This window comes from Pseudomonas sp. BBP2017, from assembly GCF_003024385.1.
Classification (GTDB): domain Bacteria; phylum Pseudomonadota; class Gammaproteobacteria; order Pseudomonadales; family Pseudomonadaceae; genus Aquipseudomonas.
The window spans coordinates 1-15628 of the sequence record NZ_PVZN01000008.1 but is presented as its reverse complement, the minus strand read 5'-3'; the positions used below and the strand labels follow the sequence as shown (position 1 = coordinate 15628).

Below are 15628 nucleotides of genomic sequence, written 5' to 3'. Positions count from 1 at the left end.
GGTGTGCGGCGGCCGGCAACTGCGCCACGGCGCCATGAGGAAGAACGGTGAAGAAGATCGCGGTATTCGCCGATGTGCAGAACCTCTACTACACCGTGCGCCAGGCCTATGGCTGTCATTTCAATTACGCGGCGCTGTGGGCCGATATCAGCCAGCATGGGCAGATCGTCGAGGCGGTTGCCTATGCCATCGACCGCGGCGACAGCAAACAGCAGCAGTTTCAGCAGATCCTGCGCAACCTCGGTTTCACCGTCAAACTCAAACCCTACATTCAGCGCAGCGATGGCTCGGCCAAGGGCGATTGGGATGTGGGTATCACCCTGGACGTGATCGACGCCGCAGCGCGGGTCGATGAAGTGGTGCTGGCTTCCGGCGACGGTGATTTCGATTTGCTGCTTGAGCGGGTCATCAGCCGTCACGGTATTGAAGCCGTCGCTTATGGTGTTCCGGGGCTTACCGCCAACTCGCTGATTCGCGCGGCCAGCCGCTATGTGCCCATTGAGGGCGGCCTGCTGCTCAGGCACTAGGTTTGACTGAGGTTTTGTTTTGGAACGTATCGCTGTCATCGACTTCGAAACCACCGGCATTTCGCCCGGTGCAAATTGCCGAGCCACTGAAGTGGCGGTGGTCATGCTCGAACGGGGGCGTATCGTCGAACGCTACCAGAGCCTGATGAACGCAGGCCTGCCAGTGCCGGCTTTCGTTGCCGGGCTGACCGGTATCACCACGGCCATGCTACGCAGTGCGCCGCCTATTGCACAGGTGATGAACGAAGTCGCCGAGTTCGTCGGCGATACCCCGATGCTGGCGCACAACGCTTCGTTCGACCAGAAGTTCTGGGACTATGAACTGGCGCAGATCGGACGCAGCCGTGGCCAGCGTTTCGCCTGTTCGATGCTGTTGGCCCGGCGCTTGATGCCGACGGCGCCGAACCACAAGCTCGGCACCTTGACCCGCTGGGCTGGCCTGCCCGACACCGGCACCGCTCACCGGGCCATGGCTGATGCGCAAATGGCCGCCAACCTGGCCCAGCACCTGGCCGGGCAGTTGCGAGAGCAAGGCGTCAGTGCGGTGTCCCACCAGCTGTTCTGTAGCTTGCAGAAAGTCCCGGCGGCGAAGATCGCTGAGGCGCTGAAGACCTACCGCTAGGTTTTCTTGCCGTTGTGCTCAAGGTGGCCCAACGGCAAACGTCGCTCCACCGCGCTGGAGAGAATGATCGAGGTCTTGCTGAAGCCGAACTGGGCGATACGGTTGATCAACGCTTCCAGTTCCGGCATCGAGCCCACGGCGGCGTGCATGATCACGCAAGGGTCGCCGGTGACCCGGTGGCACTCGGTCAATTGCGGGATCTGGGCGAGTTCTTCATAGGTCTGCTGATTACCATGGCTGGCCAGGCGCAGTTCAATCACGCACTGGATCGGCAAGCCGATCTTTTCCAGATCGACCTTGGCCTGATAGCCGGTGATCACGCCGCTGGCTTCAAGCTTGGCGACCCGTTCTGCGACCGCCGGAGCAGACAGGTTGACCTTGCGTGCGAGCTCTGCAAAAGAGGCGCGGCCGTTTTCCAGCAAGGCGCTGAGGAGTATTCGATCGTACTTGTCCATGGGCTTCCCGGGGCGTTTTTCGAATCAAAGGTGGATGGCCTGAAGAACCGTGCTTTCAAAAGTGTAAGGTTTATTTAAACAGGTTTTGTAACTTATGTTTGCACGCGTGCCTTTCTAAACTAATCCCCCGACAATCAGAATTCGAGTCCCCCATGTCTGCCTCTCGTCGCTTTCCATTGGTCCTGATCGGCGCGTTCCTCGCCTTGTACCTGGTGTGGGGCTCGACTTACCTGGTTATCCGCATCGGTGTCGAGTCCTGGCCACCGCTGCTCATGGCGGGCGTGCGCTTTGTTATTGCCGGTACGTTGTTGTACGGCTTCCTGCGCTGGCGCGGCGTGCCAGCGCCAACCTGGCCGCAATGGCGCGCAGCAGGCGCAATTGGCGTGCTGTTGCTCAGCTGCGGCAACGGTGGCGTGACGCTGGCTGAACATGCCGGCGTGGCCTCCGGGGTTGCCGCGTTGGCGGTGGCCACAGTGCCGCTGTTTACCCTGTTGTTCGGCCTGTTCTGGGGCCAACGCAACACCCGCCTGGAGTGGGCCGGGATCGTTCTCGGCCTGGTTGGTATTGCCATGCTTAACCTGGGCTCCAACCTGCAGGCCAGCCCTATGGGCGCCGCGTTGATTGTGTTTGCCGCCGCATCGTGGGCGTTCGGCTCGGTCTGGAGTAAAAGCCTGCCACTGCCCCAGGGGCCGATGGCCAGCGCCGCCGAGATGCTCGTGGGTGGTGCTGCCTTGCTGCTGGGCAGCGCCCTGAGTGGCGAGCGCATGACCCAGATGCCCACCGCTGCCGGTTGGGGCGCATTGGCCTATCTGGTGTTCTTCGGCTCGATTCTGGCCTTCAGCGCCTACATGTACCTGCTCAAGCATGTGCGCCCGGCCGCAGCCACCAGCTACGCCTACGTCAACCCGGCAGTAGCGGTGCTGCTCGGGATCCTGTTTGCCGGCGAGCAGATTGGTTTCGAGGAGTGCGTGGCCATGGCGGTGATCATCGGTGCGGTGGTGTTGATCGGCCTGCCGCAGTGGCGCATGCCGACAGCCAAGGTGAGTAAGCCCGTAGCGCCGGTAGACGGCGAGCTGTGCAAGTAGCAGCGGTTTGTCAGGAAGGTGCTGGCGGAACAAGGTAAACTGCCGCCATTGCTGAATTCCCCTGACGGTACTGCCATGACATTCGCCAAACTCGGCCTGATTGAACCCTTGCTGCGCGCGCTTGAGCGCCTGGACTACAACACCCCGACGCCGGTCCAGGCCCAGGCCATTCCTGCCGTGCTGGCCGGGCGTGACCTGATGGCCGCGGCCCAGACCGGTACTGGCAAGACCGCAGGGTTCGCCCTGCCGCTGTTGCAGCGCCTGACCCTGGAAGGCGCCAAGGTTGCCAGCAACTCGGTGCGCGCCCTGGTGCTGGTCCCCACCCGCGAACTGGCCGAACAGGTGCACAGCAACATTCGCGAATACGCCGAACACCTGCCGCTGAGCACCTACGCGGTGTACGGTGGTGTCAGCATCAACCCGCAGATGATGAAACTGCGCAAAGGTATCGACCTGCTGGTGGCAACACCCGGACGCTTGCTCGATCTGTTCCGTCAGAACGCGGTGAAGTTCAATCAGTTGCAGGCGCTGGTGCTCGACGAAGCTGACCGCATGCTCGACCTGGGCTTTGCCGAAGAGCTGCGCGCAGTCTATGCCGCCTTGCCGGTACGGCGGCAGACCTTGCTGTTCTCGGCCACCTTCTCTGACGAGATCCGCCAACTGGCCGGGCAGACCCTCAACGATCCGTTGAGCATCGAAGTCAGCCCGCGCAACGTCACCGCCAGCACGGTCAAGCAGTGGATCGTCCCGGTGGACAAGAAGCGCAAGGCGGAGCTGTTCAGCCACCTGATGCGCAAACAGCGCTGGAAGCAGGTGCTGGTGTTCGCCAAGACGCGCAATGGTGTTGATCAACTGGTCGAGCGTCTGTGCGGTCAGGGCGTGAACGCCGACGGCATCCATGGCGACAAGCCCCAGGCGACCCGCCAGCGTGCCCTGGACAGTTTCAAGGCGCGTGAGATCCAGATTCTTGTAGCCACTGATGTGGCTGCGCGCGGCCTGGACATTGACGATCTGCCGCTGGTGGTCAACTTCGACCTGCCGATCGTGGCTGAAGACTATATCCACCGCATTGGCCGCACGGGCCGTAAAGGCAACAGCGGCGAGGCGATCTCGCTGGTGTGCGCGGATGAAGTGCAACTGCTATCGGCGATCGAGACCCTGACCCGCAAAACGCTGCCACGCCACGAAGAGCCGGATTTCATCCCGGATCACAAAGTGCCGATGACCGATGCCAACGGACAGGTATTGAAGAAGCCGAAGAAACCGAAGAAGCCCAAGGAAAACAGCAGCAAGCGTAGCCTGGGGCGCTGGATGGACAGTGGCGAGGCGCCAGCGGCAGCGCCTGCGGCCAAACCGGTGCGCAAGGTACCGACGTTCAATACCGGGCCGCGCAAGCGCAAGCCTTGAGGTAGCTATCGCGGGGCAAGCCCGCTCCTACACTGTGAGCGGGCTTGCCCCGCGATCAGTTTTTCAGCCAGTCCAGGACACCAAGCCCTGCCTTACGACCACTGGCAAAACACGCGGTCAGCAGATAGCCCCCGGTCGGCGCCTCCCAGTCGAGCATCTCCCCGGCACAAAACACTCCTGGCAGCGCCTTGAGCATCAAGCGCTGATCCATCGCCTCAAATACAACCCCACCTGCGCTGCTGATCGCTTCATCCAGCGGGCGAGGGCGCACCAGCACAATCGGCAGGGCCTTGATTGCCTGGGCCAGCAGCACCGGATCGGCAAAGGTCTGTGCATCGCTCAGCTCACGCAGCAACGCCGCCTTGACTCCGTCCAGGCCCAGCTGGCTGTGCAGGTGCTTGGCCATCGAACGTGAGCCGCGTGGCTTGGCCAAAGCCTTCTGAATGTTATCCACAGTACGGTTGGGCAACAGGTCGAGCAACACCGTGGTGCTGCCTGCACGGTTGATCGCTTCACGGATCTGCGCCGACCAGGCATACACCAGGCTGCCCTCCAGCCCTTGCGCGGTGACAATGCACTCACCCAGGCGCGGCACTTGGCCCGCGAGGCTCAGGGCAATGTTCTTCAGCGGCGCGCCAGCGAACTTGTCCTTGAGCAGGTCGCTCCAGGCATGCACCTCGAATCCGCTGTTGGCGGCCTGCAACGGTGCGACCTGTACGCCTTTATCCACAAGCCACGGCAGCCAGGCCGCATCGGAACCCAGGCGTGCCCAGCTGCCGCCACCCAGGGCCAGCACCGTGGCAGCTGGCTTGAGCGCCAGTTCGCCCTGTGGATAAGCCAGCCGCAAGCTGCCATCGGCATTCCAGCCAAGCCAGCGGTGGCGGGTGTGGATAACTACCCCGGTGTCGCGCAGGCGTTTGAGCCAGGCACGCAGCAGCGGGGCGGCTTTCATGTCGCGGGGAAATACCCGGCCAGAGCTGCCGACAAAGGTTTCGATGCCCAGATCGTGAATCCACTGGCGCAGGGCGTCGGCGTCGAAGCCTTCGAGCAATCCGGCGATTTCAGCGCTGCGCTCGGCATAACGGGAAATGAACGCCGGGTAGGGTTCGGAATGGGTGATGTTCATGCCACCGACCCCGGCCAGGAGGAATTTTCGTCCTACCGAAGGCATGGCGTCGTACAGATCCACCGCGACCCCGGCCTGGCCGAGCACTTCGGCGGCCATCAACCCGGCCGGCCCGCCTCCGATAATGACAACGTGTGGGCGGTGGGTGGCGCGGGTGTCGGTCATGGTCGGCTGCAAGCTGGGAAAAAGAGCCGGCATTCTACCTCAGCGCGGCAGGCGGAAACACTGAGCAAAAAATGAGCAGGTGCTTCAAACCCAGGCGGACAAAGGGCTGCAGTGGCTTTCACGCAGGTTATCCACAGGCGGTTCCACAGTCATTGTGAGTAACCCAGTACCCGCTTGGCGCTGTGATGAAGAATGCCATGGCGGCGTGCCAGGGCCTGGCGGTCCTTGCTGTAGCCGCCACCGATCACCCCGACCACCGGGATATCGCGGCCCAGGCACTGGCGCAGGACATGCTCATCACGGGCTGCGACGCCTTCATCGGTCAGCTGCAGATACCCCAGGGCATCGTCCTTGTGCACATCGACGCCAGCGTCATACAGCACCAGGTCCGGACGGTACATCGGTAACAGGTAGTTGAGGGCGTCCTCTACCACTTTCAGATAGGCCTGATCGCCCATGCCGCGGGGCAAGGGGATATCCCAGTCGCTCTGGGCCTTGCGTGCGGGGAAGTTCTGCTCGCAGTGCAAGGACACGGTGATCGCGTCGGGGGTGTTGTGGAGAATCCGCGCGGTGCCATCGCCCTGGTGCACGTCGCAGTCGAAGATCAGCACCTTGTGCACCTGTCCGGCTTCCAGCAGGTAGTGGCTGATCACCGCCAGGTCGTTGAAGATGCAAAAGCCGGCAGGATGGTCGTAGTGGGCGTGGTGAGTGCCGCCGGCCAGGTGACAGGCGATGCCATGCTCCAGCGCCTGTTCGGCGGCCAGCAGCGAGCCGCCAACCGCCCTGACCGTGCGTCGTGCCAGGGCCTCACTCCAGGGCAGACCGAGGCGGCGCTGGTCCTCGCGTGACAACTCGCCATTCATGTAGCGCTCGATGTAATCACGGTCATGGGCCAGGGCGAGGATATCGTTGGGGCAGATCTGCGGGCGCAGCAAGGCCTGGTCGGTGGTCAGCCCAGTGTCGATCAGGTGATCGCGCAACAGGCGGAACTTGTCCATCGGAAAGCGGTGCTCGGCGGGAAACGCCGGGCTGTAGTCGTCGTGGTAGATCAGCGGCAGGGGCATGGCAGGTTCTTGAGCAAGACAGAACTCGATCTTGCCAGTTGCACTTGCCGTTGCGCTACTTTGTAGCAGGCACGACGCTCAAAAGGGCGCCTACCTGCCGGCTTGCTGGCCGAGATTCGCCAGCTTTCCTGCGCCTGCCTACGCTGTAAACTGCAGGTGATGTGATCAGGAGCAGGCAATGACCCCCATACTCGAGTTGGAAAGCGCACGACTTGTGCTGCGCCAATGGCAGGATGACGACCTCAACGAGTTCGCCGCCTTGTGCGCCGACCCCCAGGTCATGCGTTATTTTCCCGCCCCACTGACGCGCCTGGAAAGTGCCGCACTGATCGGCCGCATCCGTGGCCATTTCAATGAGTACGGTTTTGGTTTGTGGGCGTTGGAACGCAAGGACTCTGGCGCTTTCATCGGTATGACCGGCCTGCTCAACGTCACCTTCGATGCCGATTTCGCGCCAGCCGTGGAGATCGGCTGGCGTCTGGCTCGTCGCCATTGGGGCCTGGGCTTCGCTAGCGAAGCGGCCTGGACCAGCCTGCGCTGCGCCTTTTCCCAATTGGGCCTGGAGCAGGTGGTGTCGTTCACTTCGCAAAGCAATTTACCGTCGCAGAAGGTCATGCAGGCCATTGGTATGCAGCAGGACCTGAACGGAAGTTTCCTGCACCCGAAACTGCCCGAGGATCACCCCTTGCGTGCCCATGTGCTGTACCGCATCAACCGGGCCCAGTGGCAACAGACCCTGCGTGGCTGAATGGCACAACATACAGGTGAGCTATGACAAACCCTGTATCATTTGTCGCAGTTGCGCATTGCTTTGGAGAATCTTGAATGAGCCACGTGTTGGACGATCTGGTCGACTTGCTGAGTCTGGAAGCCATAGAGGAAAACCTGTTTCGCGGACGCAGTCAGGACCTGGGTTTTCGCCAGCTGTACGGTGGCCAGGTGCTGGGGCAGTCGTTGTCGGCCGCCAGCCAGACGGTTGAAGACGCGCGTCATGTGCATTCACTGCATGGCTATTTCCTGCGCCCGGGTGATGCATCGATGCCGGTGGTTTACTCGGTTGACCGGGTGCGCGATGGCGGCAGTTTCAGTACCCGGCGGGTGACGGCGATCCAGAAGGGCCAGCCGATCTTTACCTGCAGCGCTTCGTTTCAGTATGACGAAGAGGGTTTCGTTCACCAGAGCCAGATGCCCGCGGTGGTTGGCCCGGAAAACCTGCCTTCGGAAGTGGAGTTGTTTCAGCGCATGGCCGACCGCCTGCCCGAAGCGATCCGCGACAAGATGCTGTGCGCCAAGCCGATCGAAATGCGCCCGGTCACCGAAGAAGACCCGTTCAATCCCAAACCCGGCGATCCGGTGAAATACATCTGGTTCCGTGCCGATGGCAACCTGCCGGATGTGCCAGCGTTGCACAAATACATGCTCGCCTATGCCTCGGACTTCGGCCTGTTGACGACGTCGCTGCTGCCCCATGGCAAATCGGTGTGGCAGAAAGACATGCAGATCGCCAGTCTCGACCATGCGCTTTGGTTCCACGCTAACCTCAGGGCTGACGAGTGGCTGCTGTATGCCATGGACAGTCCGTGGGCCGGCAATGCCCGCGGATTTTCCCGGGGCAACATCTTCAACCAGGCAGGGCAACTGGTGGCTTCATCCTGCCAGGAAGGCTTGATTCGTCATCGCAAGGATTGGACATGAGCCTTCAGGATATCCGTCATTGGGTGTTCGACATGGATGGCACCCTGACCGTCGCGGTGCATGATTTTGCGGCCATTCGCGAAGCACTGGAGATTCCGCCGGCTGACGACATCCTCACCCACCTGGCGGCATTGCCGGCTGCCGAAGCGGCGGCCAAGCATGCCTGGTTGCTGGAGCATGAACGTGATCTGGCGATCGGTTCGCAGGCTGCGGTCGGTGCCGTGGAGCTGGTGCGTGAGCTGGCCGGGCGTGGGTGCCGGCTGGGCATCCTCACCCGCAATGCGCGTGAGCTGGCACATGTCACACTGCAAGCCATCGGCCTGGCTGACTGCTTTGCCGAGCCGTACGTGCTGGGACGTGATGAAGCCCCACCCAAGCCGCACCCCGGTGGTTTGTTGAAGCTGGCCGAGGCCTGGGCTGTGGCGCCGGCCGAGATGGTCATGGTCGGTGATTACCGTTTTGATCTCGATTGCGGTCGTGCGGCGGGGGCCCGGACCATCTTGGTCAACCTGCCGGACAACCCGTGGCCGCAATTGACCGACTGGCATGCGGCGGATTGCCGGGCGTTGCAGGTTTTGCTTCAAGGCTGAACGCGTCGCGAGGGCAAGCCCCGCGATGCGGCCTCAAAAGTCCCAACGCGTGGTCAGCATCACATTGCGTGGCTCACCATAGTACGTGGTGTCGAAGTTGCCCAGCCCGCTCAGGTAGCGCTTGTCGAACACGTTGTTGGCGTTGACCGTGAAGCTCAGGTGCTCGTCATACTGGTAACGGCTCATCAAGTCGACCAGGGTGTAGCCGCCTTGTTTGATGAAGGTATAGTCCTGGGCCGCAGCACTGTAGATCTTGCCGTAGAACGCGCTCTGCCAGTTCACCCCGCCACCGACCGTGAGCTTGTCGAGCATGCCCGGCAGACGATACGTCGTGAATACACGTACCAGGTGTTCAGGCTTGCTGGTGCTCATCGGGAAGCCATACATGTGCTGCTCGTCGGCATCGCGGCTGCGGGCGTAGGTGTAGCCAGCCGAGAGGTTCCAGCCTTCCTGCAGTTCACCGGCGATTTCCAGCTCCACACCCTTGGTGGTCGCACCGCTGGTAGCTTTGAAGATGCCTTCGTTGGTCACTGGGTTGGTGCCAACCGACTCGGCCACATTATCCTGTTCGATGCGGAACACTGCCAGGCTGGCATTGAGCCTGCCGTCGAAGTAGGCCGCTTTCAAACCGGCTTCATAGCTGTCACCTTCGATCGGGTCGAGGGTCGAGCCGTTGTTGTCTTTGTTGCTCTGTGGCTGATAGATAGAGGTGTAGCTGGTGTAGACCGAATAGGTGTCGTTGAGGTCATAGACGACGCCAGCGTAAGGCGTGACCACGCCATGTTGTTTGTAGCTGGCGGAGTTGTCGGCGAAAACCTCCGGGTTCAGACCGTCATAGTCGTAGTTATCGTGGTACTTGAAGGTGCTGACACGGGTACCGAGGATCACCGACAGCTCGTCGGTGGGGCGCAGGCGGGTAGCGATGTAGGCGCCGTTCTGGCTCTTCTTCTGTTCGTACTTGCCGTTTTTCGGGAACTCCGGCACGCCGATGTGGCCTTCCCAGTCGAAAATACTTCCCGGCACCAAACCGCTTTCGCCGCTTTTGGTGGTGTCCCAGGTGCTGCCGGTCTGACGCGAGAATGAGGCGTTGTAGCCGACAACCAGATCATGTTGGCGACCGAACAGGGTGAACGGTCCGGAGAGGTTCAGGTCAGCACTGTTCTGCACCCGATGGCCTTCCCAGCGCCCCCAGAAGAAAAACATGCCATTGCCGTCGCGGTCTGGAGAGCCACCGCTGGCCGATGCCAGACGAGTATCGTGGTCACTCTGCAATTGGTTGACGCTGAGCTTGAGCGACCAGTCGTTGGCCAGCGCCTGTTCAAGAGAGGCGAAGTAGGTCCGGTTCTGGAAGTCGCGTCGACTCCAGTCGGCACCCGGGTTGAATGAACGGGAGAAATCTGTACGGCCGCCGTCGGCAAAATACACCGGGTTGCCGGTCCAGGAGGTGCCGCGTGGGGTGGTGTTCTGCTGGTCGATGCCGACGGTCAGCAGGGTGTCAGGGGTGATGTCGGCTTCGAGAATGCCGTAGTACACCTCTTTTTTCTGTTGGTAGTGATCCTGGTAGCCCTTCTTGTCCTGCTGCGCACCGACGAAGCGACCGCGCAGGGTAGCGCTGCTGTTCAGTGGCCCGGAAACATCACCTTCGCCGCGATAGTTGTCCCAGCTGCCAGCACTGCCTGTCAGCGACGCCTGGAACTGTGCGGTGGGTTTCTTGCGGATCAGGTTCACCGTCGCGGAAGGATCGCCAGAGCCGGTCATCAGACCGGTTGCGCCCTTGAGCACTTCAACCCGGTCATAGATGGCCATGTCTACATGGGTGGTGCCTTCGCCGTAGACCCCGTCATAAATGGTGTTAACGCCATCGTATTGGTAGTTGGTGATCACCAGGCCGCGGCTGGAAAATTCGGTGCGGTCGCTGTCGTAGGTCTGAGCCGATACGCCAGGCGTATTACGCAACACATCGGAGATGCTCTGGGCGCCTTGGTCGTCCATTAACTGGCGAGTGACTACGGTGATCGATTGTGGTGTTTCGCGAATCGACAACGGCAGCTTGGTCGCAGTCCGAGAGGCGGTGGTGGTGTAGGAACCGGTGTTTTCCGTGGTTTCGCCGAGGAACTGGCCGTTGATGCTGGTCGCGCCCAGCTCCAGAGCGCCGCTGGTGTTGACCGGCACCAGCACATAGCCGCCGTTGCTCTGGCGCTGGGCCTGCAGGCCGCTGCCCTGTAGCAGGCGCGCCAGGCCTTCTTCCACTGAATAATCACCCTGCAGCCCGGCCGATTGTCGGCCTTGAGTCTGGTGGGCATCGAATGACAGGGTGATGTTAGCGCGTGTGGCGAACAGACTGAGGTTGGTGCCCAACGCCCCCGGAGCGATCTGGAAATTTTTGCTGGCGCTCTGTGCCATGGCCTGTGTCGGCAACAATGCCAACATTGGCAGTGGTGCCAGGGTCAGGCCAAACAACGCCAGGTGAACGGCGCGAACCAGAGGGCGGGGTGCCCGGGGGCAAGTGCGGGACATGCAGATTTTCCTTCGATTGGCTGGGCAGAGGTGTAGCTGAATTTGCTGCTTTAACTGCTAGCCGAATGAGAATGAAAATCGGCAACCCTTTTTGTTGAAATTATTCAGGCCGCTTCGATGCTGACCCAGTAGCGGGTCAGGTAGCGCACCTTGACCGGCAATGAAGCACTGAGGTTTTCCAGAATGGTGTCGGTATCGTCGATGCGAAAGGCACCGGACAGGCGCAAATCGGCAATGCCCTCGGCACAGCGCAGCATGCCTGGGCGATAGCGGCGCAGCTCGCTGACAAACTCGGCCAACCGCCACTCGATCACCGTCAACATGCCTTGGGTCCAGGCACCGGTGCCGGGTGCTGCGCTATGGGCGCTGCCGATTTGCCGCTGGTCGAAACTGACCGATTGCCCGGCGTCCAGGCGCAGCATCAACAGCGGGTTATCCACAGGGCGAATCTCCACCGCGTGTTGCAGCACACTGACCTGGCTCTGACCCTCGTCGCTGCGCACGCTAAAGCGCGTGCCCAAGGCGCATACGCTGCCCTCGGCGGTCTGTACCTCGAAGGGGCGGGCGGCGGGGTCACTGGCGGTCTGCACCATGATCTCGCCGCAGTACAGGCGCAACAGGCGCTGCTGGCCGTCAAAGCGGATGTCCACGGCGCTGTCGCTATTGAGTTCGAGCTGGCTGCCATCGCTAAGCCTGACCTGGCGCCGTTGCCCCTTGCCGGTACGCAATTCGGCCATCAGTGCCTGGGCCGGGGTGCTCTGGTGCACGCTCCAGCCGGTGGCACCGACGACCAGGAGCATGGCCAGGGTCTTGAGCACGGCACGACGACGCGCGCGGACGCCGGCCAGTGTCGGCAGGGCGACATCGGCGGGCAGGCTGCCAAATTGGCGTTGCAGCTTTTCGACCCGGGCCCAGGCCTGGGCATGCGCCTGGCTTTTGCCCAGCCAGGCCTGCCAGGCCTGCAGCTGGGCGTCACTGGGCTGCGCCGCGTTGAGCTGGACATACCAGCTCGCAGCGGCCTCCAGGGTGCGGTAATCCAGAGCTTGAGCCATTCAGTCGTCCGTCAGCAGCAGGCAATGGGTCATGGCGCGGATCAGGTGTTTCTTCACCGTGGTGACTGAAACCCCCAGACATTCAGCGGTGGCGACATAGCTCAGACCTTCCAGTTGCACCGCCAGGAAGATGCGGCGAGTGCGCTCGCCCAGGCCATCGAGCAGGGAGTCGACAGCCACCAGGGTCTCAAGGATCAGCAAGCGCTTTTCCGGTGAATCGGCCATCCGTTCCGGGCGGCTTGCCAGTTCGGCAAGATAAGCCTGCTCCAGCGCCTTGCGCCGGAATTTGTCGATCATCAGTGCATTGGCGATGGCGCCCAGGTAGCTGCGCGGCTCGCGAATGGTCTGGGCATTGCGCGCGGTCAGCACCCGGATAAAGGTGTCCTGGGCCAGGTCAGCGGCATCGCTGGCGTTGCCCAGGCGGGCGCGTAACCAGCTTTTCAGCCAACCGTGGTGTTCGCTGTAGAGCGTATGCAAAGCAGCATGATCGGGAGCGGGCATGAACGGCTACCAGCGCAGTAATTGATAATTAGTCGCATTATTGTTGTTTGTCTGGATATTTCGCAAGAGTTGATGCTTGACCGGTGCCAAGTCGAGGCAAAGACTGATCAGCTATTTACCCAATCCAACCAGGAGGTTCACATGACCAGCAAGGCTATTTATGTCCAGGCGGGCGGTGGTTACGACAAGGTTCAAGTCGGCACCTGCGAGGCAGCCGCACCCAAGTCTGGCGAGATCACCGTACGGCTACATGCCAACTCGCTCAACTATCACGATTTTGCCGTGGTCAGTGGCATGTGGGGGCCAAGCGAGTCGCGTATCCCCATGGCTGACGGGGCCGGCGTGGTAACCGCTGTTGGTAGCGGCGTGACGGAGTTCGCGGTGGGTGATGCCGTGGTCAGCACCTTCTTTCCTGACTGGCTCGACGGTCAGGCGCTGGTGGAAGGCTTTGCCACGGTCCCGGGAGACGGCATCGATGGTTATGCCCGAGAGCAGGTTACCGCGCGTGCCACTTCCTTTACCCATGCACCCAAAGGCTACAGCCATGCCGAGGCGGCGACCCTGACCACCGCAGGGCTTACCGCCTGGCGGGCGCTGATGGCCGACGATTCGCTGAAGCCGGGCGATAGCGTGCTGGTGCAGGGCACCGGTGGTGTGTCGATCTTCGCCCTGCAATTCGCCAAACTGGCTGGCGCCACGGTGATTGCCACCTCGTCCAGTGACGAGAAACTCGAACGCCTCAAGGCCATGGGTGCCGATCACCTGATCAACTATCGCAAGACTCCGGCTTGGGGCGAGACGGTTCGCCAGCTCACCGGCAATCGCGGTGTTGATCACGTCATCGAAGTCGGCGGCCCGGCGACGTTGGAGCAATCGATGATTGCGGCGCGTATTGGTGGGCACATCTCGCTGATCGGAATTCTCACCGGCGTCGCCGGCCAACTACCGCTGGTGCAGGCGCTGGTGCGTCAGATCCGCTTGCAAGGCGTACTGGTCGGCAGCCGGGCCCAGCAGCAGGCGATGGTGCGGGCAATCGATGCCAATGGCTTGCGTCCGGTCATCGACAAAACCTTCGCCCTCGAACAGATCGTCGACGCGTTCCGCTACCAGGAAAGCAACCAGCATTTCGGCAAAATTTGCCTGGAATTCTGATCGTACTCGGCCCTGAGGCAGCCCGACCTTGGTCGGGCTTGACCTCTACGCGTTGCCTCTGAAATTCGCTAACTACCTGCGTTTAAATAATTTTTCCAAAATCACGGTTCACACTCTTACGTTCTGTATGGATGTTATTTCGAACACCATGTGTGATATTTTGCCCGCCGCTCGAAATATCCATGGCACAGATCCACCGTCATGACGATGGACCTGTGACGCATCGCTTCGGTGCTTCCGGTAATAAATATAAATACGCAGTGAGTGTGATCATGAGTGCAAACCCCAACATCGCCGTGGGCGGTGCTGACGCGTCCGTTTCCGAATCATCGGGCCTGGAGGTCAAACGCCTGACCTTCGTTGAAGCCGTGGCGATGATCGTCGGTACCAACATCGGTGCCGGTGTGTTGTCGATGGCCTATGCCAGCCGCCTGGCCGGCTACATGCCTTTGCTGTTATGGCTGGCCGTTGCCGGTGTCTTCACCACCATCTCCATGCTCTATGTTTCGGAAACCACGTTGCGTACTCGCAGCCATCACCAGCTGAGCGGCCTGGCGCAGCGCTATGTCGGCTCCTTCGGTGCCTGGGCGATCTTTCTCTCGGTGGCGGTCAACAGTATCGGTGCCCTGACCGCCTACATGAGCGGCAGCGGCAAGATCCTCAGCGAGTTCTTCGGTATCAGCCCGGCGCTGGGCAGCCTGCTGTTTTTCCTGCCTGCCGCGTTCGTGCTGTACCTGGGCCTGAAGGCCATCGGCAAGGGTGAGAAGTTCATCAGTATCGGCATGGTCTCGATGACCCTGGTGCTGGTTGCGGCGACCCTGATCAACGAAAAAACCGACTTCGGTAACCTGTTCGATGGCAGCTGGATCTACATGATCCCGGTGTTCAACATCGCCGTGTTCTGCTTCTCGGCGCAGTACGTGGTGCCGGAAATGGCCCGTGGTTTCAGCCATGCACCCAAGCGTCTGCCGGTGGCAGTAATCACCGGGATGGTGATCACCTTCATCCTCCTGGCCATCGTGCCGATGTCGGTGATTGCCCTGAACGGCCTCGAGAACCAGACCGAAGTGGCAACCCTGGCTTGGGGCCAGGCGCTGGGGCAGTGGGCATTCTACACCGCCAACACCTTTGCCCTGTGCGCCATGATGACCTCGTACTGGGGCCTGGGCGGCAGCTTCCTGACCAACATCTTCGACAAGTTCAAAAGTCTGGGCTCGGAAAGCAACCCCAAGAACCGCCTGCTGGTCCTCGGCATCGTCTGCGTGCCTCCGTTCATCCTCGCTTACAGCGGCATGGTCGGCTTCGTCAACGCGCTGTACTTTGCCGGTGTGTTCAGCGGCGTGATCCTCTCGATCATGCCGATCCTGATGCTGCGCTCGGCGCGCAAGAACGGTGATATTGTTCCGGCCTGGCAATGTGGCTGGATCGCCCATCCGCTGATCCAGATCCTGGTAGTAGTCCTGTACCTGTGCAGCATGGCCTATGCGATTGCCAGTGCGCTGGGCTGGTTGCCAGGCGGCTGGTAAGGCTTCATTTCCCATGGTGTCTAGTCCTGAAATAGGTTTACACCTTTTCAGGTAGGCCGTTAGGCCTCAGAACGCCCGATGCACCGCATCGGGCGTTTTGTTTTTCAGGGCCATGTGTGGCCGCTCCGTATTGTAGATTTGCAC

16 protein-coding genes are annotated in these 15628 nt (G+C 61.2%); 9 read left to right on the top strand and 7 right to left on the bottom strand.

The window, feature by feature from the left end; genetic code table 11:
• Positions 1–47 precede the first annotated feature (47 nt).
• Both C6382_RS11980 and C6382_RS11975 read left to right on the top strand, forming a co-directional pair.
• A complete protein-coding gene (locus C6382_RS11980) occupies positions 48–527 on the top strand; it encodes an NYN domain-containing protein (RefSeq protein WP_045182683.1) in 480 nt (159 codons plus the stop codon).
• Between the two features lie 19 nt (positions 528–546).
• Positions 547–1149, top strand: coding sequence for a PolC-type DNA polymerase III (locus C6382_RS11975; RefSeq protein ID WP_107024692.1), 603 nt, complete (start codon positions 547–549; stop codon positions 1147–1149).
• Here C6382_RS11975 and C6382_RS11970 read toward each other — a convergent pair.
• Positions 1146–1604: an Lrp/AsnC family transcriptional regulator gene (locus tag C6382_RS11970; protein WP_107024691.1), complete on the bottom strand. Its 459-nt coding sequence runs from the start codon at positions 1602–1604 to the stop codon at positions 1146–1148. The genes C6382_RS11975 and C6382_RS11970 overlap by 4 nt on opposite strands.
• Positions 1605–1756: 152 nt before the next feature.
• On the opposite strand from C6382_RS11970, the gene yedA reads away from it, so the two are divergent.
• Both yedA and C6382_RS11960 read left to right on the top strand, forming a co-directional pair.
• Positions 1757–2689 carry a drug/metabolite exporter YedA gene (yedA, locus tag C6382_RS11965; RefSeq protein ID WP_107024690.1) on the top strand — a complete coding sequence of 311 codons (933 nt, stop codon included), beginning with the start codon at positions 1757–1759 and terminating at the stop codon, positions 2687–2689.
• A gap of 75 nt (positions 2690–2764) precedes the next feature.
• Positions 2765–4096 (top strand): DEAD/DEAH box helicase, encoded by a 1332-nt coding sequence (locus C6382_RS11960; protein WP_107024818.1) that lies wholly within the window; start codon positions 2765–2767, stop codon positions 4094–4096.
• Between the two features lie 55 nt (positions 4097–4151).
• Here C6382_RS11960 and C6382_RS11955 read toward each other — a convergent pair whose 3' ends face one another.
• Complete coding sequence (locus tag C6382_RS11955) at positions 4152–5387, bottom strand: TIGR03862 family flavoprotein (RefSeq protein WP_178082769.1); 1236 nt, start codon at positions 5385–5387, stop codon at positions 4152–4154.
• Positions 5388–5536: 149 nt separating this feature from the next.
• Positions 5537–6451 (bottom strand): histone deacetylase, encoded by a 915-nt coding sequence (locus tag C6382_RS11950; protein WP_107024688.1) that lies wholly within the window; start codon positions 6449–6451, stop codon positions 5537–5539.
• A gap of 178 nt (positions 6452–6629) precedes the next feature.
• On the opposite strand from C6382_RS11950, the gene C6382_RS11945 reads away from it, so the two are divergent.
• The 3 genes from C6382_RS11945 to C6382_RS11935 all read left to right on the top strand — a co-directional run bounded on the left by C6382_RS11945 (position 6630) and on the right by C6382_RS11935 (position 8736).
• Positions 6630–7199: a GNAT family N-acetyltransferase gene (locus C6382_RS11945; RefSeq protein ID WP_107024687.1), complete on the top strand. Its 570-nt coding sequence runs from the start codon at positions 6630–6632 to the stop codon at positions 7197–7199.
• 77 nt (positions 7200–7276) lie between these two features.
• On the top strand, positions 7277–8146 hold the full coding sequence (gene tesB, locus C6382_RS11940) for an acyl-CoA thioesterase II (RefSeq protein ID WP_107024686.1): 870 nt from the start codon (positions 7277–7279) through the stop codon (positions 8144–8146).
• Positions 8143–8736 carry an HAD family hydrolase gene (locus tag C6382_RS11935; protein ID WP_107024685.1) on the top strand — a complete coding sequence of 198 codons (594 nt, stop codon included), beginning with the start codon at positions 8143–8145 and terminating at the stop codon, positions 8734–8736. Before tesB ends, C6382_RS11935 begins: the two co-directional genes overlap by 4 nt.
• Positions 8737–8769: 33 nt before the next feature.
• On the opposite strand, the gene C6382_RS11930 is transcribed toward C6382_RS11935, so the two are convergent.
• From C6382_RS11930 to C6382_RS11920, 3 genes are all read right to left on the bottom strand, one after another.
• Positions 8770–11253, bottom strand: coding sequence for a TonB-dependent receptor (locus C6382_RS11930; RefSeq protein WP_107024684.1), 2484 nt, complete (start codon positions 11251–11253; stop codon positions 8770–8772).
• Positions 11254–11357: 104 nt separating this feature from the next.
• The gene (locus C6382_RS11925; RefSeq protein WP_107024683.1) at positions 11358–12305 is read right to left on the bottom strand and encodes a FecR domain-containing protein; all 948 of its coding nucleotides are present in this window, start codon (positions 12303–12305) and stop codon (positions 11358–11360) included.
• Positions 12306–12806 (bottom strand): sigma-70 family RNA polymerase sigma factor, encoded by a 501-nt coding sequence (locus C6382_RS11920; RefSeq protein ID WP_107024682.1) that lies wholly within the window; start codon positions 12804–12806, stop codon positions 12306–12308. It abuts the gene before it with no gap.
• 141 nt (positions 12807–12947) lie between these two features.
• On the opposite strand from C6382_RS11920, the gene C6382_RS11915 reads away from it, so the two are divergent.
• Positions 12948–13958 (top strand): NAD(P)-dependent alcohol dehydrogenase, encoded by a 1011-nt coding sequence (locus tag C6382_RS11915; protein WP_107024681.1) that lies wholly within the window; start codon positions 12948–12950, stop codon positions 13956–13958.
• Between the two features lie 272 nt (positions 13959–14230).
• Positions 14231–15484, top strand: a complete 1254-nt coding sequence (locus C6382_RS11910) for an amino acid permease (protein WP_107024680.1) — start codon at positions 14231–14233, stop codon at positions 15482–15484.
• A gap of 66 nt (positions 15485–15550) precedes the next feature.
• Here C6382_RS11910 and C6382_RS11905 read toward each other — a convergent pair.
• On the bottom strand, positions 15551–15628 hold a 78-nt coding region (locus C6382_RS11905), incomplete at its 5' end, for an integrase core domain-containing protein (RefSeq protein ID WP_146146908.1).